At 63.5% G+C, this 16,566-nt stretch carries 14 protein-coding genes; 3 read left to right on the top strand and 11 right to left on the bottom strand.

Features of this window, described 5'->3' with window-relative positions; translation table 11 throughout:
* Nucleotides 1-37 precede the first annotated feature (37 nt).
* From ON00_RS07830 to motA, 5 genes are read right to left on the bottom strand one after another with little or no spacing between them, the layout of a single operon-like run.
* Entirely contained in the window at nucleotides 38-544 is a 507-nt protein-coding gene (locus ON00_RS07830) for a chemotaxis protein CheW (RefSeq protein ID WP_010404666.1), read from the bottom strand.
* Nucleotides 541-2,703, bottom strand: coding sequence for a chemotaxis protein CheA (locus tag ON00_RS07825; RefSeq protein ID WP_010404665.1), 2,163 nt, complete (start codon nucleotides 2,701-2,703; stop codon nucleotides 541-543). The genes ON00_RS07830 and ON00_RS07825 overlap by 4 nt, the downstream gene beginning before the upstream one ends.
* The gene (locus ON00_RS07820) at nucleotides 2,700-3,065 is read right to left on the bottom strand and encodes a response regulator (protein ID WP_010404664.1); all 366 of its coding nucleotides are present in this window, start codon (nucleotides 3,063-3,065) and stop codon (nucleotides 2,700-2,702) included. Before ON00_RS07820 ends, ON00_RS07825 begins: the two co-directional genes overlap by 4 nt.
* Complete coding sequence (locus ON00_RS07815) at nucleotides 3,062-3,379, bottom strand: STAS domain-containing protein (RefSeq protein ID WP_010404663.1); 318 nt, start codon at nucleotides 3,377-3,379, stop codon at nucleotides 3,062-3,064. The genes ON00_RS07820 and ON00_RS07815 overlap by 4 nt, the downstream gene beginning before the upstream one ends.
* Complete coding sequence (motA, locus tag ON00_RS07810; RefSeq protein ID WP_010404662.1) at nucleotides 3,363-4,247, bottom strand: flagellar motor stator protein MotA; 885 nt, start codon at nucleotides 4,245-4,247, stop codon at nucleotides 3,363-3,365. The genes ON00_RS07815 and motA overlap by 17 nt, the downstream gene beginning before the upstream one ends.
* A 155-nt stretch (nucleotides 4,248-4,402) precedes the next feature.
* Between motA and flaF the strand changes: the two genes are divergently transcribed.
* Nucleotides 4,403-4,762: a flagellar biosynthesis regulator FlaF gene (gene flaF / locus ON00_RS07805; protein ID WP_010404661.1), complete on the top strand. Its 360-nt coding sequence runs from the start codon at nucleotides 4,403-4,405 to the stop codon at nucleotides 4,760-4,762.
* 84 nt (nucleotides 4,763-4,846) lie between these two features.
* On the opposite strand, the gene ON00_RS07800 is transcribed toward flaF, so the two are convergent.
* A complete protein-coding gene (locus ON00_RS07800; RefSeq protein ID WP_010404660.1) occupies nucleotides 4,847-6,721 on the bottom strand; it encodes a methyl-accepting chemotaxis protein in 1,875 nt (624 codons plus the stop codon).
* Between the two features lie 373 nt (nucleotides 6,722-7,094).
* On the opposite strand from ON00_RS07800, the gene ON00_RS19820 reads away from it, so the two are divergent.
* Complete coding sequence (locus tag ON00_RS19820; RefSeq protein WP_169313330.1) at nucleotides 7,095-9,224, top strand: putative bifunctional diguanylate cyclase/phosphodiesterase; 2,130 nt, start codon at nucleotides 7,095-7,097, stop codon at nucleotides 9,222-9,224.
* A 17-nt stretch (nucleotides 9,225-9,241) separates the two neighbouring features.
* Here ON00_RS19820 and ON00_RS07790 read toward each other — a convergent pair whose 3' ends face one another.
* The 5 genes from ON00_RS07790 to ON00_RS07770 all read right to left on the bottom strand — a co-directional run bounded on the left by ON00_RS07790 (nucleotide 9,242) and on the right by ON00_RS07770 (nucleotide 13,612).
* The gene (locus ON00_RS07790; protein ID WP_010404658.1) at nucleotides 9,242-9,931 is read right to left on the bottom strand and encodes a PAS domain S-box protein; all 690 of its coding nucleotides are present in this window, start codon (nucleotides 9,929-9,931) and stop codon (nucleotides 9,242-9,244) included.
* Between the two features lie 130 nt (nucleotides 9,932-10,061).
* Nucleotides 10,062-10,673 carry a response regulator transcription factor gene (locus ON00_RS07785; protein WP_010404657.1) on the bottom strand — a complete coding sequence of 204 codons (612 nt, stop codon included), beginning with the start codon at nucleotides 10,671-10,673 and terminating at the stop codon, nucleotides 10,062-10,064.
* Between the two features lie 458 nt (nucleotides 10,674-11,131).
* Nucleotides 11,132-12,574, bottom strand: coding sequence for an ABC1 kinase family protein (locus ON00_RS07780; RefSeq protein ID WP_010404656.1), 1,443 nt, complete (start codon nucleotides 12,572-12,574; stop codon nucleotides 11,132-11,134).
* Nucleotides 12,571-12,930, bottom strand: coding sequence for a thiol-disulfide oxidoreductase DCC family protein (locus ON00_RS07775; RefSeq protein ID WP_029622532.1), 360 nt, complete (start codon nucleotides 12,928-12,930; stop codon nucleotides 12,571-12,573). Before ON00_RS07775 ends, ON00_RS07780 begins: the two co-directional genes overlap by 4 nt.
* Nucleotides 12,931-13,441: 511 nt before the next feature.
* Nucleotides 13,442-13,612: a CsbD family protein gene (locus tag ON00_RS07770; RefSeq protein WP_010404653.1), complete on the bottom strand. Its 171-nt coding sequence runs from the start codon at nucleotides 13,610-13,612 to the stop codon at nucleotides 13,442-13,444.
* Nucleotides 13,613-14,454: 842 nt separating this feature from the next.
* Between ON00_RS07770 and ON00_RS07765 the strand changes: the two genes are divergently transcribed.
* Nucleotides 14,455-16,560: a S8 family peptidase gene (locus ON00_RS07765; RefSeq protein WP_010404651.1), complete on the top strand. Its 2,106-nt coding sequence runs from the start codon at nucleotides 14,455-14,457 to the stop codon at nucleotides 16,558-16,560.
* Nucleotides 16,561-16,566: the final 6 nt, after the last annotated feature.

The following is a 16,566-nucleotide window of genomic DNA, read 5'->3' as shown; positions in this document are numbered from 1 at the left end:
CCGCCGGCGGGCGCGGCGGGGGCGCCCCCGGCCGCGCTCACGCTACGAGTTCCAGATGGCGGGTCAGCGACAGGCCGTCGAGATCGAGCAGCAGGATCATCTGGCCGGTATCGTCGCCGCGCGCTTCCATCGTGCGCGATTCGACCCGAACCAGGCCCAGGATGACGCTCGGCTCGCCGATTTCGACATCGGGTGCCGGCTGAATTTCCTGGTCACCGATGGAAACGATGTCGCTGACCTCGTCGACCAGGAAACCGGCCTGCTTTTCGCCGATCGACACGACCAGTACACAGCTGCGTGCATGGATCTTGCTCGGCTCCCAGCCCAGGCGCTCGGCCAGGCCGATGACGGGGACGACGTTGCCGCGCAGGTTGGTGACGCCCTTGATGAAGGAGGGGACGGTCGGCAGCGGGGTCGGCTCTTCCCACTCGCGGATTTCGATCAGCGAGTGCATGTCGATCCCGAAGGTCTGATGACCCAGCGAGAAGGTGACGATCTTACGGTCGGCCTGCTTGTTCGCGGTGCGGTGGTCGAGCGAGCTCATGCTGCGATTCCTTTTGGAGTGAAGCGGTTGAAACTGTTCGAGGCAACCAGCGCCTCGATATCGAGAATGAGGGCGATCGATCCGTCACCCAGGATGGTCGCGCCACCCAGCCCGCGGATCGGGTAGAGATTCTGGTCGAGGCTCTTGATGACGACCTCGCGGCGGTCGTCGATCGTGTCGACGATCAGGCCGACATGGCCGGCGCTTTCGCTTTCCACGATCACCACCAGCGAATCCTCCAGGCTGCGGTTGCTGCCGGGCAGATCGAAGATGTCGGTCGCACGCTTGACCGGCAGATACTGGCCCCGCATGTCGATCACTTCGTTGGTCGGGCTGGTGCGCTTGACCTGGCCGGGGGCGGGCTGGACCGTTTCGATCACGTTTGCCAGCGGCAGGACGTAGCGTTGCCCACCCAGACGCACGATCATCCCGTCGAGGATTGCCAGCGTGAGCGGCAGGATCATCGTGAAGGTCGTGCCTTCGCCGGGGGTCGAGGCGATCTCGACGCGGCCACCCAGTGCCTCGACGTTCGAGCGGACCACGTCCATGCCAACGCCGCGACCCGAGATGTTCGAGATCGTCTCGGCGGTGGAGAAGCCGGGCGCGCAGATCAGCTGATCGATTTCTTCGTCGGTCAGTTGCGCATCCGCCTGGATGATACCCTTTTCGATCGCCTTGGCGCGGACCCGGACGCGGTCGATGCCGCGACCATCATCGGCCACGCGCACGAAGATGCGCGCGCCCTTCTGCTCGGCCGAAAGCCGGATCGTGCCATGGGCGTCCTTGCCCTTGGCGATGCGGTCGGCGGGTGGCTCGACGCCATGGTCGATCGCATTGCGGATCATGTGCGTCAGCGGATCGCCGATCTTCTCGATCACGCCCTTGTCGACTTCGGTCGTCTCGCCGGTGGTTTCCAGGATAACCTGCTTGCCGGTTTCGGCCGAGAGATCGCGCAGCATGCGCGGCACCCGGCTGAATGCCTGGCGGATCGGCTGCGCGCGCAGCGACATGACGTTGTCCTGGATCTGGCGCGTGAGGCGCGCCAGCTCGGGCAGTTCGACGCGCTGCTGGTCAGCCGGGGTCAAGCGATCGGCGAGGATCGAGTTGCGGATGACGAGCTCGCCGACCAGGTTGAGCAGCAGGTCGAGCTTGATCAGATCGACGCGGATGGTCTGGGCGGCGGGTTCAGGGGCGCGCTCGGGCGGCACGGCGCTTGGCGACGGCGACGCCGTTGGAACCAGCGTAAGCGTCGGTGCCGACGGTTCGGGTGCCGCCTCTGCAAGGTCTTCCCGGATCGGGTCGAGCTCGGCTGTGGCCGTGACCGAAGCGACGGGAGCGGCGGATTCTGCGCGGACAATGCTGACGACCGAATCCGGCGCGACGAAATCGAAACAGTCGGTCAGCGTGGATTCTTCCACGCTTGCCGGGACGTTGATGGTCCAGCGCAGATAGCTCTGCTCAGGCTCCATTGCGCGCAGCGGCGGCAGCGCCGACAGATCGACATTTGCAATCGTGCCGCCAAGCGCTTCGACTTCGCGCACCAGCAACAGCGGCTCGCCGCCATTGGCCAAGGCGGCATGCGAGGGCGCGAAATCGATGATCCAGTCGGGCTCGACCGGCTCGACCGGCTCTTCCGCTGCATCGAAGATGTCGAGCGCGACACCGACCGGGCGGAACCCGAATTCGTCCTCGTCGCTTTCCTCGGCCTCCGGCTGGGGGGCTTCGGGCGTGGCTGGCGCGGATGCAGCGGTCGCACCGCCGCCGACACCGACGCCTTTTGTTTCGAGCACATTCTCCAGCGCGGCCAGAACAGCAGCATCCTGTGGCAAGGGCGCGGTGCCACGCGCGGCGGCGACGTGGTCGGTCAGGATGTCGAACGCCGACAGCATGACGTCGGTCACGCCGGGCGTTGCGGGAATGCGGCCGGCACGGACTTCGTCCATCACGTTTTCAAAACGATGGGCAAACGCCGTCAGCGCCGCGTGACCGAATGCGCCGGCCCCGCCCTTGATCGAATGCACCGCGCGGAACACGCCGGCGATGGTTTCCGACGAAAGGTCGCCCGCGCGCATGGCCGACAGGCCCTGTTCGGCGACGGCCAGTCCTTCAGCGCATTCTTCAAAGAAGATGCCCTGGATTTCGTCCATTTCGTCGCTCATGAGCACACCCGCCGAATGGCGGCTCCCAGTTTTGCCGGGTCGAACGGCTTGGTGATCCATCCCGTCGCGCCAGCCTGGCGGGCGCGCATCTTCTTCTCGTCGGAGAATTCGGTGGACAGCACGAGGATCGGCGTGCCGCGGAAGGCGGGCTCTGCGCGCACGGCCTCCATCAGCTCGAACCCGTCCATCTTGGGCATATTGATGTCGGTGATGAGCAGGTCGGGCTGGACTTCGCGCATGCGCTCCAGCCCGTGCTCGCCGTCATTGGCACTTTCGATACGATAGCCTTGTGCGGTCAACGATGCCTTCAGCAGCATACGCATGCTGGCAGAATCATCGACGGTCAGGATCAACTTGCTCACGCCTGGTCTCCGATGGTTTTGATGAGGCCGATCGCGTCGGCAAGACCGCACTTCTCGATCCGTTCGAGAAAGGCGGGGCTGGGGTCGATGATGTGAAATTCCTGTCCGGCGTCGCGCGCTTCGATGCGCGCGGCCAGCAACACTTGCAGCGCGGCCTGGCCGATGCTCTCGCTCGCGGACGCGTCGATGGTCGTTACGCCATCGTCGGCGGCGCTGATCAGCCGAGTGAGCAGATCCTCGGCGGTCACCGTCGTCGCATGCGACGGCAGGTGGATCACCGACGATGCGGTCTCTGGGTCAAGCGGGTTTGGCATTGAGTTCATTTTTCGCCTCGTCGAGTGCGGCTTCGAGCTGCTGGAAGGTTGGGGCATGGGCCGAGGGCGCCATGCGTCGGGCTATTTCCACCGCGACCTGGACGGGCACGTGCTGCGCGTAGGCAACGATCGCGGACTTCGCGACCAGGAAGGGTTTGGAATCGGCTTCGATCACTTCGAGCAGTTTCGACGCAAGCGGGCCGACGATGCAGTAAGACAGCAACACGCCGAGGAAGGTGCCGACCAGCGCGCCGCCGATCATCGCGCCGAGCACTTCGACCGGCTGGTCGATCGAGCCCATTGTCTTGATGACGCCGAGCACGGCGGCGACGATGCCGATGGCGGGCAAGCCGTCGGTCATGATCTGCAGCGCGTGCTGCGGGGCCAATTCCTCGTGGTGGTGCTTGTCGATATCGGCTTCCATTGCCGATTCAAGCTGGTTCGGGTCTTCGAAATTGACCGTCATCATGCGCAGATAGTCGCAGATGAATTCGATCAGGTGATGGTCCTTGAGCAGCCGCGGATAGGGCGAGAACAGCTTGCTCTCCGACGGCGTGTCCAGATGCGGTTCGATCCCGGTCGCGCCACCCTTTTTGAAGGTGGTGAGCAGGCCGAACATCATGGTCAAGAGATCGCGATAGTCGCTCGACTTCCAGCGCTCGCCCTTGAACGCGCGCAGCAAGCCGCCCATCGCCTTCTTGATCGTGCCAAGCGAATTGGCGACGATGAAAGACCCGATCGCTGCGCCCATGATCGCCATCAGTTCGTGCGGCAGCGCCTCCAGCACGACCGCCAGCTTGCCGCCCGAGAGCAGGAAGCTCCCGAAGACGCAGCCGAGGATCACTATGAAGCCGATACCGTTCAGCATGATGGATAACGCGTCCGCAATGAAAGGTGGGTGACCCTTTGATTATAGGATGAACGCGCGCGCTTGGGCGCTGGAACGATACTAAATCTGCAATCCTCCCAAGATGACGGCCTCCGACCGCCTAGAATGATAACAGAACCGTAAGAGGAGATTTCATGTCACTGCATGCTTATCAAAGCGCCCGGAGCCGCGCCGAAACGCCGCGCGCGGCCGAGGCCCGCCTGCTGAGCCAGATTACCGGCGAACTGATGGATGCGCAGGCCGCGCGCCTGTCGGGCGGGGCGCTGATCCAGCCGCTGCACCGCAATCGCGAGATGTGGTGCACCTTTGCCAGCGATTGCGCCGCGCCCGGCAATGCGCTGCCCGAGACATTGCGCGCGCAGATCATTTCGCTGGCGCTGTTCGTGGATCGCTTCACCACCGAGGTGATGATGGGCCGGGAGAAGATCGAGACGCTGATCGATTTGAACCGCACGATCATGGAGGGGCTGCGCGCGCCCGCTCTGGTGAACTGACCCTCCCGCCGCTCCCGTCGCCCAGACACAAAAAGGGGCACCGCAGAAGATCTGCGGTGCCCCTTTTATTTGGGTCGGATGGGCTCAGAAGCTGGCCCAATCCTCCCCATTGACCGACTCAAGCGCCTTCACCGGCGACGTATAGGCAGGGGCCTTTTCCTTCCGGGCGGGTGCTGCGGCGCGGGGCTTTGCAGCGGGCCGGGCCACAGGGCGGGCCGCGGCGTTGCCGCCAATGTCGAAGCGGGCGGTCTGCTGCGACAGCGAGCTGACCTCGGTGGTCAGGTTGCGGGCGGCAGCCGAGGTCTGCTCGACCATCGCGGCGTTCTGCTGCGTCGCGCGATCCATGCTGCCGACGGCAACGCTGATCTGCGAGATCGCGGCGGCCTGGGCCTGGTTGTCGGCGGCCATGTCGCCCAGCAGCTTGTGCACTTCGCCAACGTCACCGGCGATGTTGACCAGCGCGCCATCGACCTTCTGCACCGCGCCGACCGCGGACAGGATTTCGCTCTGCGTGACGGTCAACTGGTCGCGGGCGCGCTTGGCCTCTTCTTCGGCGCGCATTGCCAGGGCCGAGACGAGATCGGCGACGACCGCGAAGCCGCGACCGGCGTCGCCTGCACGGCCCGCTTCCACGGCCGCGTTCATCGCCAGAACGCGCGTCTGGAACGCGATCTTGTCGAGGCCTTCGATCACGCTGTCGATGCCCTTGGCGCTTTCGGACACGCGGCCCATGGCCTGCACCGCTTCATCGGCGATTTCACGACCGCCCGAGACGGTGGCGATCGCGCCGTCGGCACGGGCAACGGTGCGCCCGGCCGCATCGGCGCTCGCCTTCAGGCGACCGTCGATCTGGGTGATCGCGGCGGAGGTTTCTTCCAGGCTGGCAGCATTGCCTTCGGTCCGGCGTGCGAGATCTTCCGACGCCTGCGCGATTTCGGTCGAACCGGTGCCGATCGCCGAGGTGCTTTCCACGACCCCGCCGATGAGACCGCGCAACGCTGCGGTGGCGGCGTTGAAGTTGGTCTTGAGTTCGGCATAGTTGCCAGGGAAATCGGCATTGATCGTGGCGGTCAGATCGCCTGCGGCCAGTGCGCCGAGATTTTCGCCGACGGTTGCGACGACCATCTGCTGCGTCGCGTCTTCCTGGGCCTTGGCCATCTGCGCGGCTTCCAGTTCCAGCGCCGCGTCGCGGAACACGCGCACGGTGTCGGCCATGGTGCCAACTTCATCGGTACGATCGGCAAAGGGAATCTCGACCGCATTATTTCCGGCGGCGAGCGTCGCCATCGTCTGCTGCAGGCGGGCGAGCGGGCCGGTAATGCCCTTGCGTGCGACCACCAGGCTGAGGCCGATGCCAATCGCGATGCCGAGAATGCTCACGATCGTGAGCGTCATCGTCGTCGACGCCGCATTTGCATTCAACTGAGCGGTTTGCTTCTTGCCGTCGGCGATCAAGCGGTCGTTGAACGCCGAAATATCCTTTGCCAATGGCTCGAGCATCTCATCGGCCGGCCGCAGCAACGCCGCTGCTTCGGCATTTTTATTGAGCGCGCCGAGCTTGGTGGCCTTGTCGGTCAAGGCATGCATTTGATTTAGGCGATCTTCGAACTGGGAAAATTCAGCCGTGTAGCGGGGCAGCGTTTCCTTTGCCTGGCGCAGGTAATCGAGCGCTGCTTTATAGGATTCCTCCTGCTTGCTAGCGGCGGCCTTTGCTGTCGGCGTCGACGCATCATAGATCATCGCTTGATACGCGATGAGATCCATCGTGACGGCGCGGCGATTGACGCGGGTGAGCAATGCCGGAACCTGCAGGTCGTGTTCGGCGAGATTGGTGTAGCTCGTATTCGTATGCGTGACAGAAGAAGCGCCGAGATAGGCGATGACGGCGGTGATCAAACCCAGAAAGACAAGCAGTGAAATGATCTTTTGGGCGATTTTCATATTGTCGAGAAAGCGCATTGAACTCTCCGGGATGGGCGGGGAAAGGAAGCAATCGTTCGTTTCGTAGGAATTATAGGATGTTTGCGGCGATCTTGGCGGCGTCCTGTGCAAATTGGGCGCTTGGCTCTTCGCAGCGGCACGGATTAGGCAGCGGGAAAAGGGCGGGATTGCGCGTCCGCGCGGTCGCCAAATTCGCCAGGCCGCCAGTGTAGGCGGAATCGCCACTGCGCGTTTGCGGGGGCGGCAGCCATCCCAAGAGATGATGGTCGCACGACCACCGAACGACGGCCTCTCCCGCAAATCCTCTATGATGAAGGTTAGGGATCTGGCCCGGAACCTTGCGCATGGCTGCGTCGCCGTCGCGCGCCGTGTCACCGCGCGGGATATGAGCATGACCAATATCGGAACCAGGATTGCAAGGCTGCAGGTGCTCGGTGCCGCGCTGTTTTTTGCAGTCGCGGCGCTGGTCGTTGGCGGAATGCATCAGACCAGCCTGGCGATGCAGCAGAATGTTCAGGACATCCGCCGCGTCTCGTCGGTGATGGAAGTCGCGGATCTTATTTCCGAAAATCGTGTCGCCCAGGCATCGTTGCTGCTGGAGAACGGCGCGGCTGCCCGCGCATTGCTGGCCACGCGCAGCCGCGCGCTGACCGCCGAACTCTCGCGGTTATGTGGCCTGACGCCGCCCGGTCCGCTCAGACCGATGGTCGATAAGATGGAGAAGGACTGGGCGGCCTATCAAAAGACGCAACAGCGCATGGTCGCCGCGATCGGGGCTGGGCATGCTGCGGATGCGCTCGGCCTGTTCCGCCGCGAGCTGGAAGCCAAATATCTCGATTTCGACCGTCAGGCCGATGCTTTGGCCGATCAGTTTCGCGCCAATGCCGATCAATCCGGCCAGACCGCAACCGAGGCAGCGCATTTTGTCGCGGTGTTCGTCTTGTCGTTTTCGGCGATTGGTATCCTGGCGCGCTTCCTGATCCAGATCTTCATCCACCGTCGGGTGGTGCGGCCGCTGGTCGATATCACCAAGTCGCTGAGCGCGCTGGCGGCGGGCAAAACCGACGTCGTGCTGGTCGGCGGCGAACGCCGCGACGAGATCGGCGCGATGGTGCGGGCGCTGGATGTGTTCCGCGCCCAGGCCCGTTTGATCGAGGCGGAGCATGAGCGCACGCTTGAGGCACAAGCGCGCGCCGAGCGGTTGGCGCGGCACGACGCGTTGACGGGGCTGCCCAATCGCCGGTTCTTTACCGAGATGCTGGGCCGCGTCACCGCCAATGCGGACCATCCTGCCGCCGTGTTGATGATCGATCTCGATCGCTTCAAGCCGGTGAACGACGTTTATGGGCATGATGCCGGCGACGTCGTGCTCAGTGAACTCGCGCAACGTTTCATGGCCCATCGCGACCAACTGGGTACGGTTGCGCGCCTTGGCGGCGACGAATTTGCCGTGGTGTTCCCCTCTTCGACCGATCGCAGCCATGCCGCGCGCGTTGCCCAGTTGCTCAGCGTCATCATTTCCCGCCCGATCCAACTCGAAGATGCGGTGGTCGAGGTCGGCGCGGCGATCGGCATCGCGCTCTTCCCGCACGATGGCACCAGCCCGGCGGCGCTGCTGCGCGCGGCCGATCTTGCCATGTATCAAGCCAAGACGGGCGGCGACGGACGCTATCGATTCTTCGATCCGGCGATCGAAGACAATGTTCAGGCGCGCGCCATGATGCATGCCGATGTCCGGCGCGCGGTGAGCGCGGGCGAAATTGTGCCTTATTATCAGCCGCTAGTTGCGATCGATGGCGGACGGCTCGTCGGGTTCGAGGTGCTGGCGCGGTGGATTCATCCGCATTGCGGGGTCGTCATGCCCGACGTGTTCATTCCAGTAGCGGATGAAATCGGCGTGCTGACGGATTTGACCTATCGGCTGTTGGAACGGGTTTGCCGCGAGGTTCAGGAATGGCCGGAGACGCTGACCTTCTCGATCAACTTGGCACCAAGCCAATTGCGCGATCCGCAGATCGCATCGAAGCTGGTTGCTATCCTGGATCGCTATGGCATCGCGCCGCAGCGGATCGAGGTGGAAATCACCGAAAATGCCCTGATCACCGACTTTGGTACGACCAAGAAAGTGCTCAGTCGTCTGCAAAAGAACGGCATCCGCGTTGCGCTCGATGATTTCGGGACCGGCTATGCCAGTTTGAACCATCTGCGCGAATTCAAGTTCGACAAGATCAAGATCGACCGGTCATTCCTGCGCGGGCTCGACCACGGCAGCAAGAACGAGGGGATCGTGCGCGCCATGATCACACTCGGGAAAAGCCTTGATCTTGCGATCACTGCCGAGGGCATTGAAGAGATGAGCCAATGGGCACATCTGTCCGATTGGGGGTGCGATTTTGGCCAGGGCTATCTGTTCGGCAAGGGCATGCCCGCCGGCAAGGCCAAAGCCCTGATCGCGACCGGTGGGCGGGAACTGGGCGGGCTCGCACGGCCGTCGCTCCGCGCGGTGCCGATGCGCTCTTGACGGTTGCGATCGTGGATTCAGCTCGCGAAGATGGTGCGGAGGCGTTGCAGCAGGTCGCGCGCGCGTAGGGATTGCGCGCTGGCATCCTTGACGAAGCCGGTGATCGTTTCGGGCGCGGAGCCCGCCATCAGGGCGATTTGCGCGGCGGCCAGAAAATTGGTCATCGCGGTCATCGGTTGGTTCAGCTCATGCACCAGCAGTGCCGCGATATGCTCCGATCCAATCGCGTTCGCCTCCCCGTCGTCCAGATGCGCGGTTGGGGCACCGGTGCCAAGCCAGTCCGAAAGGGTCTGCAAGGAACAGGCAAATACCCGTTGCCCGTCGATCACCACTTCGCTGACGAGGCCCGCCACCGGAATGTCATAACCGTCGCGATGGCGCGCGATGAACACGCGACTTTGCGCGATCCGTTCGCCGTCCACGCTGGCGGCATAATCCGCAACGGTCTTATCGCAAATGTGATGATACAGTTGCGGTATCAAGTCGCTGATATTGCGGCCCGGGGCGATCCTGCCCTCAAGGCCGAACAACATCTCGGCATGTTGGTTGGACGACTGCAGAATGCCGCGATCGTCGACGATCATCATCGGAAACGGAACAATGGCCAAGATGGCGCGCGCGACCGCATGATCGTCATCCGCTGGCTTGTCCGATTCCCGCGCACCGTTCATCACCGTTCGCTCACAGCCCATGATGCCGGGCACCATACACCATATCGGAACGGTTATTGGGGCGAATAGTGGAGCGCCTGTCTGAAAAAGACGACACCGCACGGAGAGCCGCACGCAGTGTCACCGCTGCCGCCGCGGACTGAAGCTCCACCACAGTGCAGCTTGATCAATCCACCAGCCCGGCAGCAAACGCGATGCGCAGCGCATCGGGTAGCGACCGGACATGGAGCTTGGTCATCAAATTGGCGCGGTAAACCTCGACCGTGCGCGGGCTGATGTCGAGTTCGTGCGCGATCACTTTGTTGACCTTCCCCGCGATCAAACCCATCAAGACGTCGACCTCGCGTGGAGCAAGGCGCGCGATCGATTGTTGTGCGGCGAGGACACGCGCGGCGTCCGCCCCGACCTTTTGCAGGCGATCATAAGCGCGTTCGATGGTGTTGATCAGCGACCCGTGATCATACGGCTTTTCCAGAAAATCGATCGCGCCCGCTTTCATCGCCTCGACCGCCATGCTGATATTGCCATGCCCGGTGATGATGACGCAAATCAGCGGCAAATCGCGCGCGCTGATCGCCGTCAACACGTCCATCCCGGACGCGCCCGTCATGTGCACATCCAGCAGCACGACGCCGGGTTCGAGGGTTTGCGCCGCCGCCAGGAATTCGTCGCCCGAGCTGAAGGTGCGAATGATGAATTCGGAACGCATGTTGAGCAAGGATTGCAGCGACTTGCGCACTGGCTCATCGTCGTCCACGATATAAATCTGTTTCAACATACCTACCCCGCTGGTCGTGGCGAACTTGTTCTCTGAAACCCGTTCTTCGCAACAAGGAACGGCGGCGCACGGATCACATGGCGATCCGCGCGGTCGACGGAAGCAATTTCACCGCAATAAAAGCGAGTCGACCAAAGCGGTCTCTCTTGCACTGCAGCAATATTGTGCAAATGCACATCCGCGCCCGGGGCGTTGTCGCTGTTGTGACGTGTCCGATGGCGACATGAAAAACGTACAACAGATTCAAGCCGACAATTGCGCCGGTTAGATGTATGGATCGAGGATACTGCTCGTAAAACCACATTTCATCATTACACCTAAAAAAAGCACTTTCCATAACAAAAATGGATGATGAGATTGGGGAAAAAAGGGATTTACTTTGGCGACAAAGCTGCTCTCGGTCACGCACCGAGGCCTGCGTCCAGGCGTAACCAACGGGTCGCTCCCGTCATCGCACGCTATCGCGTGAGACGATAGCGACGCGCTCGCGCGCGACGGCCGCAGGCACGCGACAAGCTTTGGCCGGTCTTGAATTTCCACCCGACTGAGTTTGCGGATCGCCCGTTGGGCGCGAGGTAGCGCTCCAGCATCGCCCCGACGTCGATTTGTGCTTTGAGCCGTGCCGCCAAAAGCGCGGTGCCGCTGATCTTGCGCTGGACAAACAGCATGTCGGGCGGGGGGATGTGCCACGCGGCGCGATCGGCGGCGACCTCCATCCCTTGGTTGCGCAGCACTTCGACAAAGCCGCGGTCGCCAAAGTCGAACGGGCCGGTCCGCTGCATCTCGGCCACCACCACCGCGATCATCCGGTCAATCGAGTCGCGGTGGTGGGTGATCGCGCCCGCACCGACAAAGCCCGCGGCCAGCGCTGCCGCGCGGACCGAATCGGGATCGCCCGCCATCGCGGCGCGCAGCAGATCCAGATAGCCCGTTGAAATGGCCGCCGGAACCGGGCGCGCCGCGCCAAAGTCCAAGAGCACCAACCGACCCGTCGCCGGTTGATACCGATAATTGGCGAAATTCGGATCGGTCTGCATCACGCCAAACTCGAACAGCTCGCGCAGCACCAAGGCGATGAAGGCACCCATCACGCGATTGCGCGTGGCGGGTGGGGCATCGGCCAGGGTTTCGATCGGCTGGCCTTCGACAAAGTCCATCGCCAGCACGTGCTGCGTGGTGAAAGCGGGGTCGAGCGCGGGAACGACATAGTCGGCATCGGTGGCGAGCAGCGCGCCGAACAGCGTCATCTGTTCGCCTTCGCGCAAATAGTCCGCCTCTTCGCGCAGCTGGCTTTTGGCGACCGCGAGCAGCGGCGCGATGTCGAGATCGCGCGGCAGCAGGCCCGACACGCGCAGCAAGGTGGCGACATTGTCGACATCGGCATCGATGCTTTCGCGCACGCCGGGATATTGCACCTTGATCGCTAGGTCGCGGCCATCGCGGGTGCGCGCACGATGCACCTGCCCGATCGAGGCGGCTGCGATCGGTGTTACCTCGAAGCGGGCAAAGCGCGTCCGCCAGTCCTTGCCCCATTGCGTGGCGAGCACCTGCTGCAATTGCTGGGGCGGCATGCGGTGGGCGTTCTGGCGCAGCCGCGCCATGATGTCGGCCAATTCGGGCGGCAACATGTCGCCGGCATCCATCGAAATCATCTGCCCAAGCTTCATCGCTGCCCCGCGCAAATGCGACAGCCGGTCGGCGATGCGGCCGACATTGGCAGGGGTCAGCAGCATGTCGCGCATCTGCGGGCGTTCGCCCTCGGCCAGCCGCCGCGCGCCCTCGGCGATCATGCCGCCCGCGACTCCGCCCGCCAGCCGCCCGAACTGGCCCAATCGCGACAATCGACCGCTCGGCACCGCGCGCGCCTTTGCATCGCGCCGTCCGTCCGTGTTGTCGGTCATGCGGGCCACCGTGTCCTGGCGAGGCGCTGCAAACGCGGCCGTATGCGCAAGAAGGCTTGGTAGCCCCGTTCCAGCAGCCTCAACACCCATGGAGTGCGCGCAGCCAGCCCGAGCGGGCGCAGCACCGGGATGGCGCGCCACATCGCCGCGAAGGCGGCGGCCCCGCTCAGCATCGCCCCATCTTCGCAAGCGTGAAAGCGCGCCAACAGCGCGGCCCGGTCAATCGGGCAGACCGTGTCCTCGGCGGCGGCATCGATGAAGCGAATTGCGCCGCAGCGATCGAGCCGCCGCATTACTGCGATTTCCCGGGCGCAGAGGGGGCAGGCACCATCGTGCCAGACGATAAGCGTGGTCATGGGCACTATGTAGGGCGGCATCGTCGCCGTCGCACAGCATTCTTGAAATTATGATGGTCGGGAAGGGGTAGGGTGTTTGAGATGCGCCCGATTTTGGGAATGGTGCGCCCGACATAGCGAAGATGGGCACTGCAATCATTGGGAAATTTCGCTACCCTTGATAAGCGAGCGCGAAGTTAAGCGCGAGTAGACCAATCGGATCCAGCGGAACAGCTATCAGTGCGATAATCGCGATGATGAGGCGTATCGACATCGGTAGTTTTAATGCGCAGTTGATTCCTTGAAGTTACAGTGAAACCGCAGATGGCGACAGCCACGTATCCAATACCAAACGTCCGACGTTCATGACTATGCCCTCTGCGAGTCGCAACAGCGGCTACGCTCGGGCAACAGCAGATGAACGGCGATAGACACATCGGGAAGCTACAGATCACGAATTTAAACGAATGTTCTGCAAAATGACGCAAAAAAGCAGCCACTCATTAGGAGCGGCTGCTCTTTTTGTGCTGGATCAGAGATCGTCGCCCAAGGCGCCCTTGATCTTGCCCTTCAGTTCCTGGCCTTTGCCCTTCAGCTCCTGGGCAGCACCTTCGTCACGCTTCTTGGGGTCGGCGGATTTCTGTTTGGCCTTGCCAATAGCCTCGTTGACATTGCCCTTGATCTTGTCGGTCAGTTCACCCATCGGTCGTCTCCTCGTGGAACACGCTTAAACGAAGATATAGAATGCCTGTTCCGGCGGACCCAAGGCCCGCTGAGAATGGCGCTCCGCTGACAACTTATCAATCTGGTCGCGCTCCGGGCAGCGTTCCTCAGGGGCGCTTTCAACCAGCGATTGAAAACTCCTTTCAGGAAGATCCCCTCGGCGCCTGACAAATATCATGCGGTTTGCTGACGCCGTCGACCTGTCGAAAATGGTCGCGATTTGTTAACGCCTGAGCTATAGCGAGAGGTGGCTCACGGATTTCGTCCGTGAGCCGGGGCGTGGAAACCCCGAATCGAGAGCCGGCCGAGAGGTCGAGGTCGCAGGACCCATTCTGTGGCCGGGTGGCGGACGCGTATGTCCAGGCACCCGCTAAAGGCGTTCGCGCCTGTCTCGTTTCAGGTTTCCAACATCCGGTTCAGGGCCGGCATCCCCGTTTATCGAGGATGCCGCCGGCTGTCTGGACGACGCCGTCGCGGTCTTGGGGGCACGCGATGGGGGATTTTTCGAAAACTAAGCTGCAAATTCTGCTGGCCGGCGCGGGAGCTTTCGCTCTCAGCGCCTGCGGCGGCGGTGTAAACTCAGCCGGGTCGATTCCGGCGGCGGGTGGCGGTGGCCCGTCGATACCTGTACCGACGCCGACGCCGACGCCGACGCCGACGCCGACGCCTGCGCCAGCACCCAGTCCCACGCCCTCACCGACGCCAGTTCCAACTCCAACACCCGCGCCAACTCCCACGCCGACGCCGACGCCAATCCCGATACCTACTCCCACCCCGACTCCGACTCCGACGCCCTCGCCGCCGCCGACCTATTCGGCGCCCGTGCCGCCGCCCGCCGGTTACACCATCACGCCATCGAACCAGCAGCCGACCCGTTCCGCCAACGACACGGTCGAGTTCCGCCGCAACTATGGCGCGAACGAGTTCGTCAACGCGCTCTATGCGCTGGACCACGGTTTCTCGGGCCAGGGAGTGACCGTCGGCGTCATCGACGATGGCGTGAACACCTCGCTCTCGGCCTTCACCGGCCAGATCGACACCAGCCTGTCGAAGGACTTTGGCTACATCACGACTGGCGGGGTGCGCACCAAGCGCAACGAGCTCGGCAGCGTTGACGTCTCCACACATGGCACGCCGGTTGCCGCGATCATCGCGGCCCGTCGCGACGGTGACGGCACCATGGGCTACGCGCCGGATGCCCGCATCGCTGTGCTGCGCGTCGACGACTACAACACCGACACTGGTGAGAAGATGCTGACGCACGCCTACGAGGCCATGGGCTTCGCGGCGGACCACGGCATCAAGGTGCTGAACATGTCGCTGGTCAGCGGCGGTGATCCGAACTTTGGCACCGCACTGACCAACTACGCCACCAAGGCGAAGGGCCTCGTCGTCCAGTCCGCCGGCAATGGCGGTCCGACCGCAAGCGGCGGAAACCCTGCCGACTATTCGGTCGTCAACGGCACCAACGCGGATTCGATTATCTTCGTGGTCGCGTCGAACGGCGCGCTGCTGACCAGCCAGTTCGGTCTGGCAAGCTATTCGAACCAAGCTGGCTCGATGATGCTCCGCACGCTCACCGCGCCCGGTACCAACGTCACGACGCTGGTCGACGGTTCGGTCGGTAACTTCGGCGGCACGAGTTCGGCCGCGCCGGTGGTGGCGGGGATCGCCGCGGACATCCTGTCCAAGTGGCCGCAGCTGACCGGCCAACAGGCGGGGTCGATCCTGCTGAACACCGCGCGCGACATCGGTGCACCCGGTCCGGATCCCGTCTACGGGATGGGCATGGTCGATGCGGAGCGCGCGCTCTCGCCGATCAGCCCGACGCTGTCGAACGGCATGACGCAGTCGAGCATCGACACCTCCGTCATGGTCGTGCCGGGTCCCTTCAATATGACTCAGATGCAGGCGGTGCTGTCGAACGTCACCGTCCTCGACAGCTACGGACGCGACTATGCGGGATCGGTTGCCGGCATGGTCATCAAGCCGCAGGTGACCGACGGTCACTGGCTGCGTCGCCGGGTCAACCAGATGGCGCCGGGCGGCGGCACGAGCTTCGCGCTCGGCGGTCTCTCGGGCAGCTTCGGCTTCGCCACCGAGCAGTTCGCTGGCCGCCCGGGCGACGTGCGCTCGTTCGTCACGAACGGCCGCGTCGACTACATCGCCGGCGGCTACGGGGTGCGTGCAAGCTGGAACGGCTCGGACGACCTGCAATCGGACGTGATGGGTCTCGCACCCTTCGCGGACGGGGTGCTCGCCTATGTCCCGCAGGCTGGCAACAGCTTCGGGGTTGACCGCTACCTCGGTGACGGTTCGAAGGTCGGCGTGACGGTCGCCTTCGGACGCTACGCTGGCTCTTCGGCCAACGCCGCGACGCTCAACTGGTCGAAGGGCCACACCGAGGTGCGCGCTTCGCTGATCGACGAGCAGGGCACCCTGATGGGCATGCCGACCGGTTCGGGCGCGCTGCGCCTGGGCCGCGGCGCGACGACTGCGATGGTCGAGGCGCACCGAACGTTCGAGCTGGCCGATGACTGGACAATCGAAGGCTACGGCTCGCTCGGCATCACGCGCCTCAAGATCGACAGCGTGTCGTTGGTGACCGGCTCCACGCCGATCCTCAGCTCGCGTCTGGGAATCCAGGCGAGCGCACCGTTGTTCGGCGGCATGGCGAGCTTCGGCATCGCCCAGCCGCTGACGGTCGAGGCGGGTGCGGCCCGACTGACCTACGGCAACGGCTACGACCTCGCGTCGCAGTCGCTGACCTATGCGACAACGGACGCCAGCCTGGCGGGACAGCGACGCTTGATGCTGACGACCGGTTTCGCTCGCGGCGGGCCGCGCAGCAGCTTCCGTCTCGGCGTCGGACAGTATGTCGGCAACGGCTCGGTGCGCGCGCTCGGCAGCTACGCCTTTCGCTTTTAACCCAAA

Origin of the sequence: Sphingomonas echinoides ATCC 14820 (assembly GCF_000241465.1) — a bacterium.
Lineage (GTDB): Bacteria > Pseudomonadota > Alphaproteobacteria > Sphingomonadales > Sphingomonadaceae > Sphingomonas > Sphingomonas echinoides.
The sequence above is the reverse complement of the archived record's forward strand: the minus strand, read 5'-3'. Positions and strand labels throughout refer to the sequence as shown.

Coding starts and splice junctions, on each gene's coding strand:
- ON00_RS07790 (WP_010404658.1), bottom strand. CDS start 9,931: ATGGTGCCCGGCATCATGGGCTGTGAGCGAACGGTGATGAACGGTGCG.
- ON00_RS07785 (WP_010404657.1), bottom strand. CDS start 10,673: ATGTTGAAACAGATTTATATCGTGGACGACGATGAGCCAGTGCGCAAG.
- ON00_RS07830 (WP_010404666.1), bottom strand. CDS start 544: ATGAGCTCGCTCGACCACCGCACCGCGAACAAGCAGGCCGACCGTAAG.
- ON00_RS07775 (WP_029622532.1), bottom strand. CDS start 12,930: ATGACCACGCTTATCGTCTGGCACGATGGTGCCTGCCCCCTCTGCGCC.
- ON00_RS19820 (WP_169313330.1), top strand. CDS start 7,095: ATGACCAATATCGGAACCAGGATTGCAAGGCTGCAGGTGCTCGGTGCC.
- ON00_RS07780 (WP_010404656.1), bottom strand. CDS start 12,574: ATGACCGACAACACGGACGGACGGCGCGATGCAAAGGCGCGCGCGGTG.
- ON00_RS07800 (WP_010404660.1), bottom strand. CDS start 6,721: ATGCGCTTTCTCGACAATATGAAAATCGCCCAAAAGATCATTTCACTG.
- ON00_RS07825 (WP_010404665.1), bottom strand. CDS start 2,703: ATGAGCGACGAAATGGACGAAATCCAGGGCATCTTCTTTGAAGAATGC.
- ON00_RS07815 (WP_010404663.1), bottom strand. CDS start 3,379: ATGCCAAACCCGCTTGACCCAGAGACCGCATCGTCGGTGATCCACCTG.
- flaF (WP_010404661.1), top strand. CDS start 4,403: ATGTCACTGCATGCTTATCAAAGCGCCCGGAGCCGCGCCGAAACGCCG.
- motA (WP_010404662.1), bottom strand. CDS start 4,247: ATGCTGAACGGTATCGGCTTCATAGTGATCCTCGGCTGCGTCTTCGGG.
- ON00_RS07770 (WP_010404653.1), bottom strand. CDS start 13,612: ATGGGTGAACTGACCGACAAGATCAAGGGCAATGTCAACGAGGCTATT.